The organism is Nocardia sp. NPDC004568, from assembly GCF_040609955.1.
GTDB lineage: Bacteria > Actinomycetota > Actinomycetes > Mycobacteriales > Mycobacteriaceae > Nocardia.
In genome coordinates this window covers 37,427-50,683 of sequence record NZ_JBEXLL010000051.1, presented here as the reverse complement: position 1 = coordinate 50,683, position 13,257 = coordinate 37,427, and the positions used below count along the sequence as shown (strand labels likewise).

Sequence of the window (13,257 nt, the reverse complement as noted above, 5' to 3'; positions counted from 1 at the left end):
CATCCAGCCCAGCCACCCACGCAGCCAGGTCCTCGCCCATCGACACGACGAAAGAACATACCGCACAACATAACCAAGTGCGGCTGGAGTACTAGCGTGGTCGGGCGACCGTCTTGTCGATGAACAGGCCTTCCACGGAGACACAGAACGTCCCGTCGGCGGTCCGGATCTCGCCGACCGAATTGATCTTGACCCCCTCCTGCGAGACCATCCGGCCACGCACCGTGAGCGGCGCGAACAAGGGCGCCGGCCGGTGGTACCGCACATTCAGTTGCGCGGTGGGGCCATTGCATCCGGCCCACGTATTGGCCACTCCCAGAGTGTGATCGAGCAGTTGCGCGGCCACTCCCCCGTGCACATGCCCCGGCGGCCCCTGATACGGGATGGTCAGGGTGACCACCCCGTCCACCGATCCGTCCCCCCGCCCGGTGAGCACGAGCGGCGGCGCGAGGGCGTTCTCCGGGCCGGTAACGGGGTCGTGGCGGATCACACCCTCGCCGTGCCACATATCGACCAGGCGTTCGGCGACCGCCGGGGCGTGTTGCCCGAGATGGTCGGCGATGCTGTCGAGTTCTTCGGCCACCCGATCGAGGTTCGCGTTCGCGCGGTCGGTGCGGAGCAGTGCGTCGACCACCCGCCGCGCCGCGGCCGTCGCGCGGTCGACCGGCGTATCCCCCGGCGCGGAGGTCAGCACCGTGCCGTCCGGGGAATCGTCCACCCGCGGACGAATGTTCGGATCGCGGCTCATCGAACCTCCCTGGTGGCGTGGGTAGGCGCCGCTCGCTGTCTCGCGGCGTGACCCGGAGGCTAGCGGTGCGCGCCGGTGGCGGGGGTGGCGAGGTCCCACCCACCGAGAGGACGGTTCGTTCCGGGCGCGATTCGCGCTGAGATGGACCCTATGGACCCCACCGACCGTCTTGCCGTGCTCACGCTCGCGGCGCGCTACGCGCAGGCCGTCGACCGCCGGGATACCACCGCGCTGGTGGCGCTGTTCGCGCCGGAGGTGGTGTTCGTGCTACCACCGGAAACCAACCGGACGAACGCGTCGAGTGAACTGCGCGGGCGGGAACCGGTGGCCCGATCGGTGGTGGAGTCGGTATCACACCTGGTCGCCACCCGGCACGTCGTCGAACAGCAGGTGCTCGAGATCGCGACCGACCACGACGCCCGCGGGGAGACCTATTGCACGGCACACCATCTCTACCCGCGCGGGGACGGCCACCGCGACCATCGCCTCGCCCTCCGATATCAGGACACCTTCGCCCGTATCGGAGGTACCTGGTTGTTCTCCCGGCGGGAAATCGTGGTCGATTTCGCCGAGGACGTGCCGGTGACCCGGGCGGCGCCGCGCGAGCACACGGTCTGATCGCGGCGGCGCACGGTCCTCAGGAACCGAGCTGGGACAGTGCGAACGCCGTCAGAAAACCCGATACGGTGATCAACCCGATCCAGATATGAGCATGTTCGAACGCTTCCGGGATCATCGTGTCGGCGATCATCGCCAGGATCGCACCGGCGGCCAGCGCGGTGATCGCGGCCAGCACGGTCGCCGACGCACCACCGAGCAAGCCGTACCCGGCCATCGCCGCCGCGCCGCTGATCACCGCGATACCGGACCACAGGGTGAACACATATCCGGGCCCCCGGCCGGCGCGCCGCATCCCCGAGGCGCTGGACAGCCCTTCGGGAACATTGCTGATGAACACCGCGGCAACGGTGACGGCGCTGACGGCGCCGCCCCCGAGCAAGGTTGTCCCGATGACGATCGACTCCGGGATGCCGTCCAGTAACGCGCCCAGGGCGATCGCGGTCCCGGAACCGGATTGTTCGGACTCCGAGGGTTGCTGGTCGCCCGAGCGTTTGCGGTGCCGCGCACCGCGCCGGGCCAGCACGATATTCGCGAGCGTGTAGATCAGCGCTCCGGCGATCGCGCCGAACGCGGTGGGCGCCATTCCACCCTGTTCATGGGCGTCGGCGATCAACTCGAACGACACCGCCGACAGCAGCACACCACTGCCGAAGGCCATCACACTGGCCACGATCGCCACCGGTATCCGAGCCAGATACCCGACCAGGGCGCCCAGCAGCAACGAAGACCCCGCCAGCAACCCCCAGCCACCCGCGACCACCACATCCCACACGCGCGAATCGTCTCCTCACACCCGGCGCCCCGGGACACCGGTCATCGAAATCCCTGGACTACCCGCGCCCACCGTGGCGAAACGGGTGGTGACTCCCTGACCACCGCACGGGCACACGAGACACCGCGCCCCGGAACGGGTTCGACAGGGTGGTGACCGGCCGGGCAGTCTATGCGGGAGCGACCGTGCGGCGCGGCCGGAAGGCGGCCGGGGTTTCCACGTGCACCCAGCAACTGCTGGTGCCGTCGCCCAGAGTGGTCAGCGGTGGGGGCAGGAACGACGGCGGAGCGAATCGCACGTCGGTACGCCGCGTCGCCGTGGTGACCACCGCGGCCTGTTCGGCTCCGGTCCATTCGCTGACCCACAATCCGCCCACGATCAGCACCGGGGGTGTCGCGCCGTCGGCGAGTGTGACACTCACCGGCTCCCCCACGTACTCGCCCCACACCACCCACCATCGGCCCGGGGTACGGGCGCTGATCGGGCCCGACACACCGACGGCCATATCCGCGCGCCCCGACCACGGCCGCCACAGCAGTTCGTCCGCTCCGGCCTCGGTCACGATCTCCCCACCCGGCTGCGGCTGGGTGACCCGGAAGCAGCGGTCGGCGCCGCGCCACTGTAATCGCATCCCCGACAGCGGTAACACTTCCGACTCGAGTTCCGACTCGTGGTATCCGTTCGCCATCACGGCTCCTCACCTTCGCCTTGCTCCGCTCCCGACTGTCTCGGAGCGCCGACATCGGCCGTGCTACCCACGGTCGCTGTTACTAAACCGTGATCATGAAGTGAAGGGTGCCTGCTCTGGCACCCGGTAGCCGTCGACCGGACGCGTCCCAGGGGCACTGCGGTCACAGACCGAAACGACCGCGGCACACCGATCCGGGTCTCGCGACCCTCAGTGCGGCCCGGCCCGCACCGCGAACTCCACCGCGGCCGCCACGCCCCCGGTCCAGGGCTCCCCGTGGCCCGGCAGCACCGAACGCGCTCCCGTATCGGTCAGGGCGGCCAATGATGCCAACGCCATCGGACTGTCGGCGGTGGCCGCGCCCGCCACGATCTGCGGCCCCTTCCCACCGGTATAGGGGTCCAGGGTGACCAGCGCATCGCCGGAAAGCACCACATCGCGCTCGGGCAGGTGCAGGGCGCAGTGGCCGAGAGTGTGGCCGGGTGTGAACACCACCCGCGGCCTGCCCGGTACCGGTAATCGGGAGCCGGCCTCGAGAGACAGGATGTCAGCGAGCCCTCGCACGACGAGCGCCCCGGCCAGCGCCATCCTTCCCAGCACCGTGACCGAGCGCGGGTACCGGAGGGGATATCGGAGCGGATTGCGTTCGCGTGTGTACCGATACGGATGAGCCGCCAGCGCACGATCGCCGTCATGAACCAAAACGGGCACACCCCACCTGTCGCGGACGCGGGCGGCCGAACCCACGTGGTCGAAATGCGCGTGAGTGAGCAGAACGGCCCGCATGTCGGCCGGGGTCCGCCCGATATCCCGCAAAGCGGCGACGATGTGACGGAAAGTCGCGGGCAGCCCGGTGTCCACGAGCGTGACACCGTCCTGGTCCTCGATCAGGTACACATTGACAGCGGCGTGCTCGATCCGGTGTATCCCGTCGGCGACCTCGCGTTTCACCATCCGGCCGAACTACCCGGCGCGCCGGGGGGCAAACCGCTGCCCGGTCTCACTCCAACTTTCCCGGCTCCGACGTTCGTGCCGGCGACGAGTCCCGTCGGCCGCCGTGGGAGCCGGCGGCCGACGGGGGCTCACGGCGCGGGCGGGTCGGCCGGTTCGTCCGATTTCCGTCCGCCGGCCATATCGCGGACCTTGTCCGTGGCCGCGGCCGCCAACCCGACGGTCTTCTGCGCTCCTGGACCGGACGGAGTGTTCGGATGGGGGCGGGTCGGTGCGTTCTTCTTGGCCGCCGCCATCTGTTCACCGAGATCGGCCATGTCCTCGGGTGGCTCGACCGCGGCGAACCGCGGCCATACCTCGTTCTGCTCGTAGTCGATGTGCTCGCGCATCGCAACGAGGAAATCGGTCAGCGCCTGCTCGAATTCCGGGGACCCGGCTTCGGAGTCCTCGATCCGCTGGAGCAGTTGTTTACCCGATTCCTCTTGGCCGACGCCGTGATCGGCGAGTTCGTCGCCCTCGGGCAGTATTTTGCGGACCGCGGGCCAGAAGAACTGTTCTTCGACCGCTTCGTGCTGTGAGGCGGCGATCACCAGGCTGGTGGCCAGGTGTCCGCGGTTGCGCACCTCGGTCTCGCTGGTGCCGCGACCGCGTTCGAGTGATTCGATCATGCCGAGCACGCTTTCGTGGTCGGCACGCAGGAAGGTCAATGCGTCCATGGTGTGCTCCCAGGCCCCGCCGCTGCGGCTCAGGCGGGCCCGTGTTGTTCGTGGGTGAACGGTTTGCTGCCCGCGACCGCGGGGCTGCCCTCGGGGTTGGTGGCCGGACCCTGGTTCTCCCGGTGACCGGTGCCCAGCCAGTCACGCACCGGGTCGGCGACGTATTCCCATTCCACGCCCGCCGGCCACGGCCCCTGTCCTTCGTTCCACGGTCCGCGGGCGCTGCCGTCACCGTTGGACATGTTGAACGCCATGTTCTGGAAACGGTCGTCGCCGGGCAGCGCGCCGGGCGGGAAATTGACCGGCAGTTCGTTGAGGGCGGCCGTGAACTGCTGGAAGTGCGCTACCTCCCGGGACATCAGGAACGACAGCGTGTCCTGCACACCGGGGTCGTCGGTGAACTGCTTCAGGTATTCGTAGACGATCTTGGCGCGGGATTCCGCCGCGAGATTGCTGCGCAGATCCACCGACGGCTCACCGTTGGAGTTGACATAGGCGCCGGTCCAGGGCACTCCGGCGGAGTTGCCGACGTCGGGGCCGCCACCGCGCAACGCGAGGAACAGCGGATCGGTCGCCACCTGATGGATCGCGTGCTCTTTCCCATCGGCCGAGGCGACCACCGGCATCCAATCGCAATGCTCGCTGGCCTGTTTGAGATCATCGTTGAGGCCGTCCAGCAGCATGGTGATCATATTGCCGACGATTTCGAGGTGACTGAACTCCTCGGTCGCGATATCCATGAACAGGTCGTACATCTTCGGATGTTTGCGACGCAGCACGAAGGCCTGGCTGAAGTACTGCATCGCGGCTTTGAGCTCCCCGTTGGCGCCACCGAACTGCTCCTGCAGGAGGGTGGCGAACCGCGGGTCCGGGCGCTCGACCCGCACCTCGAATTGCAGATCCTTGTTATGGATGAACACTCGCTCTCCTCATGGTCGGTGCCGTGGTCCGTGGCGTCTACCCGGGACCGCGGCGGGAAAACAGCAAGGCAGGAAGACCCGAGACAAAAGAGGCGACGGCGTACTCGGATGGTCGGCAGGCGGCACATACGCACCGAGTCGCCCGGTCGCCGGACCGGTGCGCGCCCCCGAACTCGGCCGCATCGCATCCCTGAGCGCGATGCCCACCGTAGGCGACCCCGCATCACCCCGCGGGGACATCGCGAGTGCGTGTTCGTCGCCGCCGTCGAGTTTCCGGGGTGTGGGCACGGGTATCGCGACCAGCGAACGGAGGAGACATCAGTGGCGGACGAGTTCGAACATCGGCGACCGGCGCCGGGCGATCACGAGGAAGCGGTCGAGTGGCCGGACCCGAGCCGGCTGGACCCGTGGTGGCGGCGCGTCATGGCCGGCTCCCGCGCCCGCCTCGCCCGGCTTCGCCGTCGACGGAGGCGGTAGCACCGGGGCGCGGCCGGATTTCGCGCCGTGGGGACGGGCGAATGATTCCCCGGTTCATCGAGCGCCGCACGAACGCGTCGAGGGCGGGCAGGTCCCGGGGCTCGGGGGACGGATGGGCCGGGTCCGGGGCGGGAAGTCGGCCAGCCCGTGGTCGTGCACGATCGGTATGCCGTAGCGGTGCTCGAACGCCGCCCGCAGCGCGGGGCCGGTGTGCGCGGTATTGCAGATGGCGATCCGCACCGACGGAATATGCGGCCGTATCCCGGCGGGCAACTCGGACAGCTGCCGGTACACGGGCGGGGCCGCCGCGAAGCAGGTGGCGCGAGCGGCCTCGACCCGGTCGAAGAAGGTCGCGGGATCGAACGGGCCGGCGATGGTGGTACCGCCCCCGGCCAGCAGTGGCGACAGAACTCCCAGAGCGATGCCGTCGACGTGGGACAGCGGCTGGATGGACAGGCTGTGGTCGGTGCCGGTGAGTGCGAAGATCTCGATCGCCAATCGGCACAGCGCGTTGAGGTTCATATGGTCGAGCACGGCGAGCTCCGCCTCGGCGCCGGCCCGCTCGACGTGGATCAGCAGTGCCGGCGCGTCGTCGTCCACTCGCGCCGGTTCGGCAGTGTCGGGTTCGGCCGCGGTGAGGCTGTCCACAGCGACTACGACTCCGCCCGGATGGACGCGGGCGAATTCGGGCGTGGCGACCAGGACCCGGGCGTTCGCCCGAACCAGGCGGCGATCGGCTTCGTCGACCGATAGCGCCGGGTCGAGAGGGGCGACGGCCGCGCCCAGCCGCCACGCGGCGAAGAGCGTGACGACGAAGGCCGCGGTATCGGGGAGGACGACCGCGAGCACGTCGCCGGTCGCTATGCCGGCGGCGCGCAGCGACGTGGTCGCCCGCCGCACAGCATCCAGGAATGCGGCGTTGTTCAGTTCGGTGCTGTCGTCGGCGACGGCCGCGGCATAGGGAGCGATGACCGCACGGCAATCCGGGAGTACTGCAAGGTTCATTCGCGATCCTCGGGGCAGTGGTGCAGGTTCGTGCGTCCACGGTAGGAATTCCGGGCTGCCCGGTCGCCGTCACGCGCCGATGAAGTCCACGGCGGTCTTTGTCTCCGGAGAACAAGCGAACGGCACCTGGGGGCGGCCGGACCGGGGGTACGGTTGACGGTGTGACGACCGCACGTCACGACACCGCGTGCGCAGACCGCTTCATCGCGGCGACAGCTGCCCGGATGAACGATCGGGTGAGCGAGATCAGCGCGGCCATCCGCACCTATATCGAGGACGACATCGCCGATCTGCGACACGATCCGCAGACCGGCGACCTGCTCGGGGAGAGCGTCGAAGCGAATATCGCCACCGTGCTGCACGCGTTGCGCTACCACCTCTCCGTCGCCGATACCCAGGCCGCGCCCGCCGTCGTGGACTACGCCAGACGCCTGGCTCAGCAAGGCGTACCGGCCAACGCACTGGCCCGCGCCTACCGCATCGGACAGCGCCGGCTGACCGAGATGGTGTACGCCGAACTGCAGACGATGGCCATCCCGCTCGCCGAACGGATCAGCGTGGTCGAACGCATCACTCCCACGCTGTTCGAATATATCGACCACATCACCGAACAGGTTCTCGACATCTACGACGACGAGCGCGAACAGTGGCTGGAGAGCCAGAACAACATCCGCGCGGTACGGGCGCGCGAAGTACTGGGCAGCCCCAATGCCATCGATGTCGACGCGGTCACCGAGGCGATCCGCTACCCGCTGCGCTGGCACCACCTCGCCCTCGTCCTGTGGTGCCCCGACGCCGAGATCGACAGCGATGCCGTCCCGAACCTGCAGCGGTTCGTCCGGGAACTGGCCGACGCTCTCGATACCGCATCGAACCCGCTGGTCATCGCCGCCGACCGGATCAGCGTCTGGGCGTGGCTGCCCTACCGGTCCGCACGAGCGGACCTGGTGGCGGCGGTGCGGAAGTATGTGTCCACCCGCCGCGACGCCCCGGATATCGCGATCGGCACCCTGGCCGCCGGTGTGGACGGCTTCCGGCGCTCCCACCGCAGCGCGCAACGTGCCTGCTCGGTCGCCCTGGTTCACGAGCAGTCTCCACCGACCGTCGTCGCCGCCGACGACCCCGGACTGACGACGGCGGCACTGCTCGGCGGCGTTGTCGAAGAGGCCCGCCACTGGGTGAGCGAAGTTCTCGGCGACCTGGCCTGCGACACCGAGCACGACGCGCGCCTGCGCGACACGTTGCGTGTGTTCCTGGGCACGGGATCCAGCTACAAGGCCGCCGCCGCCGAGCTGAATCTGCATTCCAACTCCGTCAAGTACCGGGTCGGACGCGCCATCGCGCGGCGCGGCCGCCCGATCGGCGCCGACCGGCTCGACGTCGAGCTCGCCCTGCTGGTGTGTCACTGGTACGGCCCGCCGATCCTGCGGCCGGAACCGAACCGATAGGTCCGGACCCCGATCAGGTGCGGTCCACCTCGACCATGAAGAAATCGGCTTTCGCCGCTCCGCAATCGGGGCACGACCAGTCGTCGGGAATATCGTCCCAGCGGGTGCCGGGCGCGATACCGTCCTCGGGCCAGCCGAGCGCTTCGTCGTATTCGAAACCGCACTGCGCGCACTGGAACACTTTGTAGCCGGTGGTCATCTCACTGTCCTCTCGTCGGGCCGGCCGGTTCGAAGTCGATCTTTTCCCGCACACCGCAGTCCGGGCAGCACCAGTCGTCGGGAACCGCCACCCACGGGGTACCCGCGGGGAAGCCCTCGCGCGGCGCGCCGGTGGTCTCGTCGTAGCGGTAGTCGCAGACCGGGCAGCGAAAGACGGCCATCAGCCCGCGACCCCGTACCGGGCGAGCACGCGGTGCCGCTTGCTCGGCTGGATGTTCACCCGGGTGATATCGCCCCCGTAGTGGTCCAGTACGCGATGGTCCATCACTTTCCGCCACAGCGGCGGGAAATAGGCCAGGGTGATCATGCCGGCGTATCCGGCGGGCAGTTCGGGCGCGCCGTCCATACTGCGCAGGGTCTGGTAGCGCCGGGTGGGCGCGGCGTGATGGTCGCTGTGCCGCTGCAGATGGAACAGGAAGATATTGGTGACGAGGTGATCGGAGTTCCAGCTGTGTTCCGGCGTGCATCGGACGTATCGGCCGGATTCGGTGCGCTGCCGCAGCAGACCGTAGTGCTCGAGATAGTTCACGGTTTCCAGTAGCGAGAATCCGTAGACGGCCTGCAGCAGCAGGAAGGGCAGCACACCCGGGCCGAACAGCGCGGCCAGCGCGCCCCACAGCACCACGGTCATCGCCCAGGCATTGAGCACATCGTTGCGAACGGTCCACGGGCCCTTGCCCATACGCCGCAACCGCGTGCGCTCGAGCGCCCACGCCGACCGCAGCCCGCCCCGGACGCTACGCGGTAGGAAGCTCCAGAAGGATTCGGCGAACCGGGCGCTGGCCGGGTCCTCCGGGGTGGCGACCCGGACATGATGTCCGCGGTTGTGCTCGATGTAGAAATGCCCGTAACCGGTCTGCGCCAGCGTGATCTTGGACAGCCACCGTTCGAGATCGTCCTTCTTGTGACCGAGTTCGTGGGCGGTATTGATCCCCACGCCACCCATGACACCCACGGTGAACGCCACGCCGATCTTCGACCACAGCCCGAGCCCGCCCTCGATTCCCAGCCAGGACAGGTCCGGCGCGGTCCACAGATAGGCGGCGAACACGAGGCTCGCCAGCTGGAACGGGATGAAGGCGTAGACGCACCAGCGGTAGTAGCGATCACGTTCCAGGCGCCCAATCACCTCCTCCGGCGGATTCTGGCCGTCCGGCCCGAAGAACCGGTCCAGGATCGGAAGCAGCACATAGACCAGCAGCGGGCCGATCCACCACCACACCGCCGCCGCCCGGTCCCACCCCAGCTGGTGGCACGCCCACACCAGCACCGCGGCCAGGCCGAGCGAGGTCGGTGCCACCAGCCCGAACAACCACAGGTACCGCTTCCGGTCGCGCCACTGCGGCGTCACCTCACCGCGTTCACTCTGCTCGGACGTCGTCATCGTCGCCCTCCTCACTTCCGTGCGGCCGCCGCTCCGCGACGGACGCTTCGGCCGGTGCCCGGGGCGCGACCCACCGGCCGTTTACACTTCTCCTATATGTGTATTCATTACATACACTCGAAAATTCTCTGTCAATAGTCGAACACCCATGTAGGTAATGTAAGGTGATGAGGTGGCTGACGCGCCGAACTTCCAGAACGAGATGCGCCGACTACTGCGGGAGCGGGTGATCGTCACCGCGCGCGAGCTGGTCTGCACCGAGGGGTGGGGCGCGGTCAACATGTCCCGGGTGGCCAAGGAGGTCGGCGTGAGCCGCCCCGTGCTCTACAAGGAGATCGGCACCAAACAGGATCTGGCCGAGGTCGTGATCGCGGCGGAACTCGACTCCTTCCTCGCCGGCGTCACCGAGACCGTCACCGCCGAGCCCGGCGACCTCCTCGCCGGAATCACCGCCGCCGCCGAATACACCCTGCGCACCGCGGCCGACAACACCCTGCTCAAGGCCGTACTGGCCGGCCGGTCTGGAGCCGACACCACCCTGCTGCCCACCTTGATGACCGAACCCGAGCCCGTCCTGGGCCGAGCCACCGCCGCATTCACCGCCATTCTTCGCGCCCGGTACCGCCTCGACGCCTTCGACGAGTCGGAGATCGGCACCCGGGTGGAAGCGGTGGTACGCCTCGCGCTGAGTCATCTCTTCCAGCCGGCGGGCACCATCGACCACGCCGTCGCCCAGATAGCCCTGGTCGCGGGGCCACTGTTCCACCACGAACCCTAGGCGCGGCGCCGGCGACCGCCCGGCGTCTCCGGTCACCGGACCGTGCGGCCGACGGGCTCTCGGGCCGCAGCCACCTGACGGGCGTTACATTCCCTCCGGACCGCGCCTCGCACCGGCCACCGGACTCCGGTCAGCCGGTATCGCGGCCTTCCTGCCGCGCACGCGCGGCCGACGGCCGCCCGGGAAGCCCCGTCGGCGGCTCTCGCCCGACTGGGCGACACGGCCGCCGGATCGCGACAATGACGGGCTTCACGTCACAAACAGGTATACCCCGGGTCATTCGACCGTGATGGAGACCACGCCCCCGCGGGCAGGCTGAAGAAGTCCGTCGGCCCCCTCAGCGAAGGTCAAGGTCTCCATGTACCCCTCTGCTCCGAAGCACACCGGCATCAACGGTGACGCGGGCGCTCCGCCCCGGGAAGACATCCTGATGATCCGCCGATGCGCACAGTGCGATCGCCTGTACGCACCGCTGACCGTCGACTGCGCGTCGTGCGCTTCCGACAGCCTGGAATGGGTGCCCTCCCGCGGCGCCGGTTCGATCCTGTCGTGGCGGGTGGTGGACCGGGGCGTCATCGGTGGGCGCGGAGAGACGATGCCCCTGACGATCGCCGTGGTCGAACTCGACGAAGGCCCGTGGGTCTACACCTCCATCGACGGGACCGTGCCCCTGGTCAGCAGCGGCCCGGTCCGGGTGCGCTTCCGCCCGCGGCCCCACGACGGCAGATTCCCCGTCTTCACGGTCGCCACCGCGACCGATACCCCCGGCCATCGCGCCGCCGGCCGCGCCGGAGGCGAACATGTCCGCACCTGACCGGCCGTCCACCGATTTCTCCGTCGCCACCGCATGGGTACGGACCGCGCTACGGCAGTGCGCTGCCCTGGACGGCACGAAGTCCCTGCTTCCGGGGACGAAGCCGGTGCTCGTCTTCGCGATCCGCTGGGCTCCGTTCGGCGGCGCCACCGCCGAGGAACTCTTCCTGAATTTCGGCGTCACCCGGCAACAGTTCCTGCGGATGACCGGTGCGGCGCTGGCCACTCGGCGGTCCGACGATCCGCGCATATCTCAGCTGAAACAGCACCTGCTGATGTTGCTGACCCAGGCCTGGCGGCCGGACCGCGAGACGGAAACGACTCCGGTGACCGCGAGACCCTACGGAAGCGATCACATGTCGTGAATCCGGCGGTTGCGTCGCGGCGGGTCAGGCGCCGGGTGGGGACGGCGTATGCACCGCGAAGAACGCGTCCGCGACGCCGCGCAGAGTGGCGATCGGGTCGAAGCCGAGCGGATACATGCCCACCTGGTTCGCCCCGGCCTCCAGATGCGCGGTGAGACCGGCCGCGACGGTGGCGGCGTCTCCATGCGCGGTCAGCGCATCGATCAGCGCGTCACTGCCGGAACCGGCCAGATCCTGGTCGGTGTAACCGAGCCGGCGCAGATTGGCGGCGTAGTTGGCGACCCGGAGTGTCGGCGGTCCACACATTCACCACACTCGTCGCGACCCGCAGCGGGGTCGTCGCGTCGAGCAGGCGCTGCACCAGCGCCAGGTCCGCGGGTGACGACGCGTCCAGCCACAGCGTGCCGTAGCCGGCCTCCTCGAGTTGCCGGGCGGTTTCCGGACTCACCTCGTGTTCCCGTAGATGCGCGCCGAGCAGCCCCAGTCGATTACTTCGTGACCGTGGCCGAGGAGCTGCACTTCGGCCGGGCCGCCGAACGGCTGCACATCGCCCAGCCCGCGGTCAGCCAGCAGATCGCCGGGTTGGAGCGAGAGCTGGGGGTCCGGCTGCTCGATCGTTCCTCGCGCCGGGTCCGGCTCACCGCGGCGGGCACGCGAGTGCTCGACGCCGCACGGACAGCGCTCGCGGCCGCCGAACACGTCCGGCTGGCCGCCGAACCGCCCGCCGCCAACCTCCGCATGGGTGCCGCCGCCGGGCTCACCGCCCGGCTGGAACACGGAATCGATACGTTGCGCGGCAACGGTGCACCGTTCGATGTGGTCCTGGTCGACCTGCCCCTCACCGCCCGCCTCAACGCCCTGCGCCGGGGCGAACTCGATCTGGTGCCGGCGCGCGGCGAACCCACCGAACCCGGGATCGAAGCCATCCCGACCTGGACCGAACCACTGCTGGCGATCGTGTCCGCCCGGCACCCGCTCGCCGGCCGCCCCACCGTCGGACCGGCCGAGTTGGCCGGCACCGCACTCCGGCTGCCCGCGCGACGGCTCGATCGGCACCTGCACGAGGCGGTCGCGGCCGCGGTGCGCGGCACGGGGGTCCGGTACGAGCCGGGACGTCCGGCGGGCGCACCGCGCGACACCGTGGTCGAGATCGGCTCGGACCCGCGCAGCTGGACAGTGCTGCCCGCCGATCAGAGCGCCGAGCTCGGCGCCACCCGGGTGACGGCGATACCGTTCGAGCCGCCCCTGACCATCACCGGGACCGTCCTCGTCCCCGAGCACGGCCCCGGGCATGCGGCGCGGTGTGCCGCGCCCGCGTTCGGGGGCCGCTGACCGATCCGGCACCGGCGAAT

Annotated in this window: 17 protein-coding genes; 6 read left to right on the top strand and 11 right to left on the bottom strand. The window is 69.2% G+C overall.

Annotated features, from left to right (window positions below; all coding sequences use genetic code 11):
- Window positions 1-91: 91 nt before the first annotated feature.
- Window positions 92-748, bottom strand: coding sequence for a PaaI family thioesterase (locus ABZV91_RS21925; RefSeq protein WP_355244635.1), 657 nt, complete (start codon window positions 746-748; stop codon window positions 92-94).
- Window positions 749-898: 150 nt separating this feature from the next.
- Between ABZV91_RS21925 and ABZV91_RS21920 the strand changes: the two genes are divergently transcribed.
- Complete coding sequence (locus ABZV91_RS21920) at window positions 899-1,366, top strand: nuclear transport factor 2 family protein (RefSeq protein ID WP_355244632.1); 468 nt, start codon at window positions 899-901, stop codon at window positions 1,364-1,366.
- A gap of 19 nt (window positions 1,367-1,385) precedes the next feature.
- Here ABZV91_RS21920 and ABZV91_RS21915 read toward each other — a convergent pair whose 3' ends face one another.
- From ABZV91_RS21915 to ABZV91_RS21890, 6 genes are all read right to left on the bottom strand, one after another.
- Window positions 1,386-2,141, bottom strand: coding sequence for a ZIP family zinc transporter (locus tag ABZV91_RS21915; RefSeq protein ID WP_355244629.1), 756 nt, complete (start codon window positions 2,139-2,141; stop codon window positions 1,386-1,388).
- Between the two features lie 169 nt (window positions 2,142-2,310).
- Entirely contained in the window at window positions 2,311-2,829 is a 519-nt protein-coding gene (locus ABZV91_RS21910) for a hypothetical protein (RefSeq protein ID WP_355244626.1), read from the bottom strand.
- A 210-nt stretch (window positions 2,830-3,039) separates the two neighbouring features.
- Entirely contained in the window at window positions 3,040-3,783 is a 744-nt protein-coding gene (locus ABZV91_RS21905) for an MBL fold metallo-hydrolase (protein ID WP_355244624.1), read from the bottom strand.
- Window positions 3,784-3,911: 128 nt separating this feature from the next.
- A complete protein-coding gene (locus tag ABZV91_RS21900; protein ID WP_355244621.1) occupies window positions 3,912-4,496 on the bottom strand; it encodes a hemerythrin domain-containing protein in 585 nt (194 codons plus the stop codon).
- 29 nt (window positions 4,497-4,525) lie between these two features.
- The gene (locus ABZV91_RS21895) at window positions 4,526-5,416 is read right to left on the bottom strand and encodes a manganese catalase family protein (RefSeq protein WP_355244619.1); all 891 of its coding nucleotides are present in this window, start codon (window positions 5,414-5,416) and stop codon (window positions 4,526-4,528) included.
- 531 nt (window positions 5,417-5,947) lie between these two features.
- A complete protein-coding gene (locus tag ABZV91_RS21890) occupies window positions 5,948-6,898 on the bottom strand; it encodes an AMP-binding protein (protein WP_355244616.1) in 951 nt (316 codons plus the stop codon).
- 161 nt (window positions 6,899-7,059) lie between these two features.
- Here ABZV91_RS21890 and ABZV91_RS21885 point away from each other — a divergent pair, with 161 nt between their 5' ends.
- On the top strand, window positions 7,060-8,346 hold the full coding sequence (locus ABZV91_RS21885) for a helix-turn-helix domain-containing protein (protein WP_355244613.1): 1,287 nt from the start codon (window positions 7,060-7,062) through the stop codon (window positions 8,344-8,346).
- A gap of 13 nt (window positions 8,347-8,359) precedes the next feature.
- On the opposite strand, the gene ABZV91_RS21880 is transcribed toward ABZV91_RS21885, so the two are convergent.
- From ABZV91_RS21880 to ABZV91_RS21870, 3 genes are read right to left on the bottom strand one after another with little or no spacing between them, the layout of a single operon-like run.
- Window positions 8,360-8,545 (bottom strand): rubredoxin, encoded by a 186-nt coding sequence (locus ABZV91_RS21880; protein WP_355244610.1) that lies wholly within the window; start codon window positions 8,543-8,545, stop codon window positions 8,360-8,362.
- Between the two features lies 1 nt (window position 8,546).
- On the bottom strand, window positions 8,547-8,726 hold the full coding sequence (locus ABZV91_RS21875) for a rubredoxin (RefSeq protein WP_355244607.1): 180 nt from the start codon (window positions 8,724-8,726) through the stop codon (window positions 8,547-8,549).
- Window positions 8,726-9,949 carry an alkane 1-monooxygenase gene (locus ABZV91_RS21870; protein ID WP_355244604.1) on the bottom strand — a complete coding sequence of 408 codons (1,224 nt, stop codon included), beginning with the start codon at window positions 9,947-9,949 and terminating at the stop codon, window positions 8,726-8,728. Before ABZV91_RS21870 ends, ABZV91_RS21875 begins: the two co-directional genes overlap by 1 nt.
- Before the next feature lie 172 nt (window positions 9,950-10,121).
- Between ABZV91_RS21870 and ABZV91_RS21865 the strand changes: the two genes are divergently transcribed.
- The 3 genes from ABZV91_RS21865 to ABZV91_RS21855 all read left to right on the top strand — a co-directional run bounded on the left by ABZV91_RS21865 (window position 10,122) and on the right by ABZV91_RS21855 (window position 11,905).
- Complete coding sequence (locus ABZV91_RS21865; protein WP_355244602.1) at window positions 10,122-10,727, top strand: TetR family transcriptional regulator; 606 nt, start codon at window positions 10,122-10,124, stop codon at window positions 10,725-10,727.
- Window positions 10,728-11,085: 358 nt separating this feature from the next.
- Window positions 11,086-11,541: an OB-fold domain-containing protein gene (locus ABZV91_RS21860; protein ID WP_355244599.1), complete on the top strand. Its 456-nt coding sequence runs from the start codon at window positions 11,086-11,088 to the stop codon at window positions 11,539-11,541.
- On the top strand, window positions 11,528-11,905 hold the full coding sequence (locus ABZV91_RS21855) for a hypothetical protein (RefSeq protein WP_355244596.1): 378 nt from the start codon (window positions 11,528-11,530) through the stop codon (window positions 11,903-11,905). The genes ABZV91_RS21860 and ABZV91_RS21855 overlap by 14 nt, the downstream gene beginning before the upstream one ends.
- Before the next feature lie 24 nt (window positions 11,906-11,929).
- Here the strand turns inward: ABZV91_RS21855 and ABZV91_RS21850 are convergent, their stop codons facing one another.
- Window positions 11,930-12,211: a hypothetical protein gene (locus ABZV91_RS21850; protein ID WP_355244593.1), complete on the bottom strand. Its 282-nt coding sequence runs from the start codon at window positions 12,209-12,211 to the stop codon at window positions 11,930-11,932.
- Between the two features lie 189 nt (window positions 12,212-12,400).
- Here ABZV91_RS21850 and ABZV91_RS21845 point away from each other — a divergent pair, with 189 nt between their 5' ends.
- The gene (locus tag ABZV91_RS21845) at window positions 12,401-13,237 is read left to right on the top strand and encodes a LysR family transcriptional regulator (RefSeq protein ID WP_355244590.1); all 837 of its coding nucleotides are present in this window, start codon (window positions 12,401-12,403) and stop codon (window positions 13,235-13,237) included.
- Window positions 13,238-13,257: the final 20 nt, after the last annotated feature.